Origin of the sequence: Moritella viscosa, from assembly GCF_900120065.1 — a bacterium.
GTDB classification, from domain to species: Bacteria; Pseudomonadota; Gammaproteobacteria; order Enterobacterales; family Moritellaceae; genus Moritella; species Moritella viscosa.
In genome coordinates this window covers 64,029-73,558 of record NZ_FPLG01000004.1, presented here as the reverse complement: position 1 = coordinate 73,558, position 9,530 = coordinate 64,029, and the positions used below count along the sequence as shown (strand labels likewise).

General features: G+C 39.5%; 7 protein-coding genes and 2 tRNA genes. 4 read left to right on the top strand and 5 right to left on the bottom strand.

The window, feature by feature from the left end; genetic code table 11:
* Nucleotides 1–86: 86 nt before the first annotated feature.
* The 3 genes from BT797_RS00535 to orn all read right to left on the bottom strand — a co-directional run bounded on the left by BT797_RS00535 (nucleotide 87) and on the right by orn (nucleotide 977).
* Nucleotides 87–162, bottom strand: a tRNA-Gly gene (locus BT797_RS00535).
* A 33-nt stretch (nucleotides 163–195) separates the two neighbouring features.
* Nucleotides 196–271, bottom strand: a tRNA-Gly gene (locus BT797_RS00530).
* Nucleotides 272–410: 139 nt separating this feature from the next.
* A complete protein-coding gene (orn, locus tag BT797_RS00525; RefSeq protein WP_045108854.1) occupies nucleotides 411–977 on the bottom strand; it encodes an oligoribonuclease in 567 nt (188 codons plus the stop codon).
* Between the two features lie 129 nt (nucleotides 978–1,106).
* Between orn and rsgA the strand changes: the two genes are divergently transcribed.
* The 4 genes from rsgA (at nucleotide 1,107) to mscM (ending at nucleotide 7,660) form a co-directional block, all read left to right on the top strand.
* Complete coding sequence (rsgA, locus tag BT797_RS00520; RefSeq protein ID WP_045112369.1) at nucleotides 1,107–2,147, top strand: small ribosomal subunit biogenesis GTPase RsgA; 1,041 nt, start codon at nucleotides 1,107–1,109, stop codon at nucleotides 2,145–2,147.
* 171 nt (nucleotides 2,148–2,318) lie between these two features.
* Nucleotides 2,319–3,179 (top strand): archaetidylserine decarboxylase, encoded by an 861-nt coding sequence (gene asd / locus BT797_RS00515; protein WP_075470849.1) that lies wholly within the window; start codon nucleotides 2,319–2,321, stop codon nucleotides 3,177–3,179.
* 219 nt (nucleotides 3,180–3,398) lie between these two features.
* Nucleotides 3,399–4,256: a DMT family transporter gene (locus BT797_RS00510; RefSeq protein ID WP_075470847.1), complete on the top strand. Its 858-nt coding sequence runs from the start codon at nucleotides 3,399–3,401 to the stop codon at nucleotides 4,254–4,256.
* A gap of 71 nt (nucleotides 4,257–4,327) precedes the next feature.
* Nucleotides 4,328–7,660 (top strand): miniconductance mechanosensitive channel MscM, encoded by a 3,333-nt coding sequence (mscM, locus tag BT797_RS00505; protein ID WP_075470845.1) that lies wholly within the window; start codon nucleotides 4,328–4,330, stop codon nucleotides 7,658–7,660.
* Nucleotides 7,661–7,742: 82 nt separating this feature from the next.
* On the opposite strand, the gene epmA is transcribed toward mscM, so the two are convergent.
* Nucleotides 7,743–8,717, bottom strand: coding sequence for an elongation factor P--(R)-beta-lysine ligase (gene epmA, locus BT797_RS00500; protein WP_045108851.1), 975 nt, complete (start codon nucleotides 8,715–8,717; stop codon nucleotides 7,743–7,745).
* Nucleotides 8,718–8,909: 192 nt separating this feature from the next.
* Nucleotides 8,910–9,476 (bottom strand): elongation factor P, encoded by a 567-nt coding sequence (gene efp, locus BT797_RS00495; protein ID WP_045108850.1) that lies wholly within the window; start codon nucleotides 9,474–9,476, stop codon nucleotides 8,910–8,912.
* Nucleotides 9,477–9,530 lie beyond the last annotated feature (54 nt).

Genomic DNA, 9,530 nt, shown 5'->3' with positions numbered 1-9,530 from the left:
ACTGAGCTAGTACCGCATCTGTCTGATTTAAAGTTTCAGAAACTATTCGATCATTCGAGTGAATTAACATTCAAAAAATCTGAATTTGGAGCGGTACAAGAGGCTCGAACTCTTGACCTCAACCTTGGCAAGGTTGCGCTCTACCAACTGAGCTAGTACCGCTTCGGAATTCTATTTGGTATTCTAAGATAAGATTGGAGCGGTACAAGAGGCTCGAACTCTTGACCTCAACCTTGGCAAGGTTGCGCTCTACCAACTGAGCTAGTACCGCATCTCATCTTAGGTGCCGAATTATATAGAACCGACTGGTTTTTGCAAGCATAGACCAAAGCTTTATTATAAAAAAACCTGATATTGCCGAATGTTTCGACTATAAGGTCGTAAATTTATCCAACCAGTCGTTCCGCTGCTTAAATTTTAAACATGTGTTGACGATAATGCTGTAATTCACCGATTGATTCACGAATATCATCCAGTGCTAAATGCAAACCTTCCTTATGGAAACTCGACACAACCTCAGGACACCAACGGCGACCTAACTCTTTAATCGTACTCACATCCACATTACGGTAATGGAAATAATCATTTAATTCCGTCATATATTTCACTAAGAAACGACGGTCTTGGCCAATGCTGTTACCACATAATGGTGATTTACCCGCAGGTACCCACTGGTGTAAGAATGTTAATGTTTGTTCAACAGCCTCTTTTTCAGTGACTTTACTTGCTAATACACGTTCAACAAGACCCGAATTAGTATGGTGAGTTGTACACCACTCATCCATCTTATCAAGTTCGATTTTATCTTGGTGAATAGCTAATACAGGTCCTTCTGCAAGAATGTTTAATTCACTATCAGTGACGATAGTTGCAATTTCAATGATTAGACATTTTTCTGGATCAAGACCAGTCATTTCTAAGTCAATCCAAACTAAATTATTTTCATTAAATTGCGCAGCGTTGTCGGCGAGTTGCATAGATGGGATCCTAATAGTTGTCGTTTAATCGTATATTTAAGGTTATTATACTCAATCGACCTCGAAATGCGATGTTCAGCAGCAGCTGTACTACAATACGCTTGTTACAACTCAGGAATTAAATTACCCGTGGCTAAAAAGAAACATTTAACCCAAGGTCAAATACGTCGCGTACGTAGCAACCAGACTAAACGTTTAGAAAAGCAAGATACACGAGAATGGGATGATGCTCTTCTCGGCCAAAAGCAAGAAGGTGTAATAATTAGCCGCTTTGGTCAACATGCTGATGTAGAAGATGAGAATGGGGTCATTCACCGCTGTAATCTACGTCGTTCTATTGCGAGCTTAGTAACAGGTGACCGTGTCGTTTGGCGCTTAGGTAATGAACAGCTGCAAGGCATTTCTGGCATTATCGAAGCAGTACACGAACGCAGAACCGTATTAACCCGTCCCGATTTTTATGACGGTATTAAACCGATTGCGGCTAATATCGATCAGATTGTGATCGTATCCTCTGTCGTACCTGAATTCTCAACCAATATTATCGACCGTTATATTGTTGCTGCCGAAGATGTGAAAATCCGTCCAGTGATCTTATTAAATAAGATTGACTTATTAAGCACCAATGAATTATTCACCATTAACCAGCAGCTACAAACTTACCGTGATATTGGCTACGAAGTATGGCAAGTATCATCTATCGAAGGTAAGGGGTTAAGTGAACTACAAGGTCTACTGAAAGATAATACCACTATCTTTGTGGGTCAATCAGGCGTAGGTAAATCATCACTAGTTAATGCCTTGATGCCCGAATTAAATGTCGATGTGGGTGATGTATCGGAAAAATCAGGTCTTGGTACCCATACAACAACAACAGCGCGTTTATATCATTTCCCATCAGGTGGTGATCTTATTGACTCACCAGGTGTACGTGAATTCTCGCTATGGCACATGAAACCCGAAGAGATCGCTAATGGCTTTATCGAGTTTAGAGATTTCTTAGGTGAATGTCGCTTCCGCGATTGTAAACATAAAAATGATCCTGGCTGTGCACTGCAAGAAGCTGTAGCAAAAGGCAAAATCAAAAAAGTACGCTTTGATAACTATCTCCGCATTTTAGAAACAATGTTAGACAATCGTCCAACTCGTCATGTTCCAGTGCGTAAGTAACTCGTACACAATTAATAATACAACTAAAAATGACGCTGGGTTATCTTGCTTACCTAAATCGCAAAATAACCATTGTCTAATTAAACGCATGACGCAAATTATGACAACAATATCCAAAGTTGTTACAATAGCGTTAATTCTAACTTATTCAATTATTTAAGAGGCTCTCAGGTGCTAGACAAGCTTAAAGTTATTGCCCAATACTGCTTTCCTCAACATGGTTTATCTCGTCTTATTGGTTTATTTGCCAATGGTGCTCACGGTAAAGTAACCACCAATGTAATCGGCTGGTTTATCAAGCGTTACAATGTGAACATGGATGAAGCAAAACATTCAGATCCAGCACACTTCCAAACATTCAACGAGTTTTTTACCCGTGAACTTAAAGAAGGCGTACGTCCAATCAATGCTGACGATAACATGTTATGCCAACCCGTTGATGGAGCAGTAAGCCAAGCAGGTCCAATTACACAAGGTCGTATAGTGCAAGCTAAAGGCCATGATTACAGTGTGTGCGAACTACTTGGTGGTGATCGTCAACTTGCAAATAAATTCGAAGATGGTGATTTCGCGACAGTATATTTATCGCCACGTGATTACCACCGTATCCACATGCCAATTACTGGTACGTTAAAAGAAATGATTTTTGCACCGGGCGATCTGTTTTCAGTTAATCCACTCACAGCGCAAAATGTACCAAATTTATTTGCACGTAACGAACGTGCTATCGCTATCTTTGATACCGAGGTTGGTCCATTTGCAATGGTATTAGTTGGCGCAACAATCGTAGCCTCAATTGAAACAATTTGGCACGGCACTATCGCACCATCAAAGAATAAAGAGATCGTACGTTGGACATATGAAAACCAAGCGCCAATCGTTATCGAAAAAGGCGAAGAAATGGGTCGCTTTAAACTAGGCTCAACGATCGTTGCTGTATTTACCAAAGATGCCGTTGAATTTGTTGATGAATTACAGCCAACAACAGCAACAGTAATGGGTGAAGCATTTGCCCGAATCAAGAATAAATAAGATAATCTAAGCGTAATAGCTAGGATAATGTTACTCATTATAAACGTAAAAGTTTTAATGGGTAACATTCCCCCTCAATAACCAACCTAACCCTGTATATTCAATATTTAAATAACCACAGCAATGCCATTATTATTTCTATACAAAGGTTATAATCACTAAATAAATATGAATGCTACCAATTGATCTGGCTAACTATTGCAAGGATGTAAGTAATAAATGGAACAACATAAACAAGGGCTTTGGGCTCTACACTCAGCAACGCTATTACTTGGCGGCACCACATTATTTTCTAAACTCATTCCATTAAGTGCACTTGATATCACCATTATTCGCTGCGTTATCGCCAGTACTGTGCTGTGTTTATTATTAAAAATCACCAAGCAGCCATTGCGATTAAATAAGTTAAGCGATTATGGCTGGGCCGTATTATTAGCCGCGTTAGTGGGCGCTCACTGGGTAACCTTCTTCTTAGGTATGCAGCTGTCGACCATTGCGATAGGGCTTATTGCCTTCTACACTTATCCTGTGATGACGGTATTTTTAGAACCTTTGTTTAATCGCGAAAAAATACAAGGTCAAGATATAATCTCGGCATTAGTGGTACTAATCGGCATTAGCTTATTAGTACCGGAACTGTCTCTAGAGAATGATGTGACTCTCGGTATTATCAGCGGTATTAGCTCCGCATTTTTGTTTACTTTAAGAAATATACTCTACAAACGTAAGCTATCCCACTACAGTGGCCCACACACCATGTTTTATCAAACATTATTAACCGCGTGTATGCTTTCACCATTTTTGGGTGTAGACTTAGCAGGTATAAATAATGACAGTTGGACGTTATTAGTTGTGTTAGGAATTTGCTTTACAGCGATGCCACACACACTGCTAGTGACAGCATTACGCTACCTAAAAGCCAAAACAGTTGGTCTTATCTCCTGTTTACAGCCGCTTTACGGTAGTTTGCTAGCGATCCCTTTTTTAGGTGAAATCCCCAATGCTGCCACCATCACGGGAGGAGTATTAGTGGTCTCAGCCGCCCTCTTTGAAACATGGAATGCAGGAAAGAAATAGGCCGATTAATACAGTTTGAAAACGGATAAACCGGGATTAAATGACATTATTAATTGTGCTTATGAAATATTATGATGACTAAAAATTATGTAATTTTACTTATTCTATTTTCATTATTTTTTACGCCAGTTTATGCACAGCTTAGTTATGGTGAGGCTCAGCTTAACAACACCATATCTCAGCTTGAAGAACTAGAGCCTACACCTTCGGTTAAATTACAGCTCAAGTATTATCAACAAGCTTTAAAAGATCTCATCGAAGACACAGATGCCCGTCAAACAGCCGTTAGTTATCAAAAAATCATTGACGACTACCCTGTCACATCACAAACATTAAAAGCCAAGATTGCAGACTATATATCAGCAAAATTTGCCGATCCAAGTGACTGGTCATTAAATAAAGTCGATCAAGCAATTGCGAAACAAAATTCCAACCTTACCGATTTAAAACAACAGCAGCAGGCGCGTAGTAGCGAACTCACCACCATAGGTATTAGAATCAGTTCATTTCAAACTGATATTGAACGCTTACGTAGTAAACTAACCAATACACAAAAAGAATCTGACAAGCTGATAAGCACAGGAAACGGTAGTTTAAATAGTGAACAAGAAGCCCTACGAATTTCACTGCAAATCAAAGAATCATCATTATCAACGAAAATCCAGATGCTAGAGCTTGAACAACTCAGTGCCAGTAATCGCAGTGAATTAGCGCAGCTCAATCGCCGTTTAATACGGCGAGAACAAAAAGATGTCAGTAAGTACTTAACAATACTGACTGACTTACGTAATAGCATATTGCGCAAGGAAACCGAAGACGCGATTGCGCGCAGTAAACAAATCAATGATTCATCACTGATTAGTTCTCCATTTTTACAGCTACAACTCGAAATCAATCAAGAACTATCTAAAGAACTTGCAACCGTTTCAGCTAAAAATGAAATAATTCAACGTAAACAACAAGCAGTTACACAGCAAGTAGATGCGCTCACTACAACGCTCACTAATTTTAATGAGCAAGTAGAATGGTTAAAAATCAGCTCTGCGTTTGGTGAAAACTTACGGGCTCAAGTAAGTAGCTTACCGAGTGAGCCACCACTAGAAAAACTTGAAAATGAAATTGTTGAAAGTCGCCTAGCACGCTTTCGCTATAAAAAAATGCAGACACAATTAGACAGTCTGCCATTAGCAACAAAAACACTCACACCTGCAGAACATGAGAGTCTGTTACGATTTATTGAATTACGTCGACTGTTACTCAGCCAACTTATTTCAAGTTTAGATAATCATATCTACGAGCAAACAAAATTAAAAGTCAGCTACAGCAAAATGAATAGCACATTAGTACAAATTAAACAGCAGGCTGATGAGCATTTATTCTGGGTGCCGAGTTCTCCATTCATAAATACTCAAACAATTTCAGAACTTTTGGCGAGTATGCTTTGGATCGCCTCGATCGATAACAGTATCACGATCCCACAAGCCATACTCTCTGTGCCTTTAGCAACGTTAAGTTTGGCGCTGTTATTCATTCTAGGTCTCACTTATTTACATGCTCCCCTGAATAAATATTTTACCAAGCATATAGCCGAAACATATCCAAAGGTTGGTAAAGTAACAAAGGATAAGTTTTCTTATACCTTACGGAATCTCACGTATTCATTTGCCGATGCACTGATTTTGCCGCTTTCACTGCTTATTATTACAGAGCTACTTATTAGCGCATGGGAATTTCCCTTTGCAGTAAATATTGGCCACGCGTTACAAGATTCGCTATTTTTGTTAGTGATATACCTGTTTATGCGTAACCTCACCCGCCATAAGGGCTTACTACAAATTCACCTTAAAATAGATAAAGAACTAATCGCAAAAATTTGGGGTTATTATCAGGTGCTATTTTTTATCTCTTGGCCCTCTTACATCATCCAAGTGCTTTGTTATCAGTATCCAGAACAAGCTTATGATGGATCGCTAGGTCGTCTTGCCTTTATCATTACTTGTTGTGCATTAACGCAGTTCTACTACCGCTTATATCGCGAAAAATTACCGCTAACGTATAAGAAAAAAAATAACGGCAAACCGCACATTGTCCACCACACGATTTGGACTGTCTTTATCATGGCACCAATCGCATCAGCCATCATCGCACTCATGGGCTACCTCTATACAGCGCAAGTATTGCTAAAACAGATGGAATCATCCTTATTCATGGGCGTGTTCTTCTTACTCACTTATTATTTGATACGCCGTGGTATGCACTTACAAAAACGTCGTCTGGCCTTTGAACGAGCGAAAGCCAAACGTATCGATATTATTGCTCAACGTGCGAAAGAAGTTGAAAAGGGCGAGCAAAATACCAGTCAAGAAAGCCATTTTGATATCGAAGAGCCCGAGATCGATCTGGATCAAATCAGCGCACAATCGCTCGGCTTATTACGTACTTTATTAACCTTATTATTCGTCGCATTAAATGCACTATTTTGGTCTGAAATTCAAAGTGCCTTTACCTTCCTCGATACCATCACGCTTTGGGATGCAGCCAATACCCTAAACGGGGTTGAATATATCGATCCGATTACCTTAAAGAGCTGCCTATTAGCCATCACTATTTTTGCACTAACGTTAGTATTAGTACGTAATTTATCGGGTGCACTAGAGCTGCTTATTTTGCAACATCTCGATCTTAGCCCAGGTACAGGTTTTGCGATCACGACGTTAGCCAAATACATGACGATTTCAATTGGTTTTGTCGTCGGATTTAACTTTTTAGGTGTCGATTGGGCAAAAACACAATGGTTAGTGGCTGCATTAACAGTCGGCTTAGGTTTTGGTTTACAAGAAATTTTTGCCAACTTCGTATCCGGCCTGATTATCTTATTTGAAAAACCGATTCGTATTGGTGATACCGTCACAATCCGTCAATTAACCGGTAGTATCAGTAAAATTCAGACCCGCGCCACAACTATTGTTGATTGGGATAGAAAGGAAATTATCGTACCAAATAAAGCTTTTATCACTGAACAATTTATTAACTGGTCTCTATCCGATTCAATTACCCGCGTGATCATTAATATCGGTGTCGAATTTAATTCTGATATTGAACTGGTTACCAAACTGCTATTAGGCTGTGCCGAAGAAAATAGTTTAAGCCTTGATAATCCAGGACCTGAAGTATTCTTTATTGAATTTGGCCAACATTCATTATGCTTTGAAGTGCGTTGTTATGTCGCAGAAATGGGCCATCGTTTGACCATGACACACGCACTTAACACCCGTATCAATCAAGTATTTAAAGAGCACAATATTCGTATTGCCCTGCACCAATTGGATCTGAATGTAAAACATGGCATAAAAGTCAGTGATAGCGGCCATGTAATGAGTATGAAAAAAGGTAGCTTAAGATAACCGTCATCTAAAAGCAGAAGGGCTGAGTGAATGTTGCTAAGATTCAATAAGAACGACTCACCCCTTTTGCTTTAAACACAAATTATGCACGCGGTGTTGGAAAGGCGATTACATCATTTAGGCTGTTCGCATCCGTAGCTAACATCACTAACCTATCAATACCTAACGCGACACCTGCGCAGTCAGGAAAACCTGCGGTTAATGCATCAATTAAATAATGATCAATAGGTTGCTCTCGCAAGCCCATTGTTTTACGCTTGTTATTATCTGCGGTAAAACGTGATAACTGTTCTTTTGCATCCGCTAATTCATGGAATCCATTTGCAAGCTCAATACCTTTAAAATACACCTCAAAACGCTCTGCGACTCGTGTGTCCTGCTGACTAATACGAGCCAATGCCGCTTGTGATGCAGGGAAATCATAAATAAAACACGGCACATCTTGACCTATTTGGCTTTCGACACCCACGTAAAATAATAGCTGTAAAATCGTATCTCGGTCGGGTTCATTAACGACGACATCATAAACGTTATACGCTTTTGCCGCGTTGCGTAACTCATCCATTGATGCAACCAAAGGGTCTAACTGTAAAAACTGCTTAAATGCGTTTTGGTAAGTAAAACGTTGCTCTTTACCTGAACCGAGTACCAAGGTCAGTAACTTAGACATTTCATCCATTAGTTGAAAATGGTCAAAGCCAATACGGTACCATTCCAGCATAGTGAATTCAGGGTTATGATGACGTCCGGCTTCTTCATTTCGGAATGATTTACTCATCTGGTAAATACAACCACTACCTGCTGCTAGCAATCTTTTCATGTGAAATTCAGGTGATGTTTGCAAATATAAGGGCAGACCTTCGCTGTAACCAGGGCCAACAAATACGGTGCTAAATGCATCTAAATGTACGTCGGTAACAGCGGCTTGGCTCATCGCCGGCGTATCAACTTCTAACACATCTCGTTGCGCAAAAAACTCACGGATCACATTTAATAGTTTAGCGCGAGCACGCAGTGCATTAAAACTTGCACTCGGTTGCCAATTTAATTCACTCATATCTACCCCGGTTATCACTGCTTAAATGTGAATAATATTAATGATCTACATAGCACTCATTAAAGCCATCAGGCTTACTTTAATTAATACTATTATTTCTACGTATTTAATCGTTTTCTAAAAACTAAAATACCAGTCAAAGACTGGCATTTTATCGTTCATTAACGCTAATTTAATTAGCGCAAAATCAACTTATTTTACACGGCCAACATATTCGCCAGAACGTGTATCAACTTTCACCACTTCACCGATTTGGATGAATAGAGGTACGCGTACAACGGCACCTGTAGTTAATGTTGCAGGTTTACCACCAGTCCCCTGAGTATCGCCTTTTAGGCCAGGATCTGTTTCTGTTACTTCCAATTCAACAAAGTTTGGTGCTGTAACAGCAATAGGGTTACCGTTCCACATAGTAATAACGCAGATATCTTGTTCAACAAGCCATTTAGCTGTATCACCAACGGATTTAATATCAGCTGCTACTTGCTCAAATGTCTCATTGTTCATAAAATGGAAGAATTCGCCATCGTTATATAGATACGCTAATTCTGATTCCATTACGTCTGCTGCTTCAACTGATTCACCAGACTTAAATGTTTTTTCGATTACTTTACCAGAAATTAAACGACGAACTTTAACGCGATGAAACGCTTGGCCTTTACCTGGTTTTACATGCTCATGCTCCATGATAGAGCAAGGCTCATTATCAAGCATGAATTTTAAACCGCCTTTAAAGTCACTGGTTTTATATGATGCCATGTTATCCTCATGAAAAAAATAGAGTTCAATAATGCCGCAAATGATAACCCGAAA